Below are 252 nucleotides of genomic sequence, written 5' to 3'. Positions count from 1 at the left end.
GATCCGAGCGGCAGAAGGCTAATGGTCGCTTGGATGGGCTTGCCGGAAATCGAGTATCCGACCGATATCAACGGATGGGCGAATTGCTTGACCATCCTCCGGGAATTGTCGCTCCGAGACGGCAAAATCATCCAACAGCCGATTCCAGAACTTCAATCTCTTCGTAGAAATAAAGTCGAAGCACAAGGCGAACTTACAGATGAGAAGAAAATGGCCGAAGGAATTTCGGGTGTCACGTATGAGCTTATCTGC

1 pseudogene is annotated in these 252 nt (G+C 50.0%); it reads left to right on the top strand.

The window, feature by feature from the left end:
- Positions 1-252 (top strand): annotated as a pseudogene (locus tag R0J92_RS24985) (hypothetical protein); the annotation flags it as partial.

The organism is Tritonibacter sp. SIMBA_163 (assembly GCF_046535935.1).
Taxonomy (GTDB): Bacteria; Pseudomonadota; Alphaproteobacteria; order Rhodobacterales; family Rhodobacteraceae; genus Epibacterium; species Epibacterium scottomollicae.
This window is presented reverse-complemented; position numbering and strand designations above follow the sequence as displayed.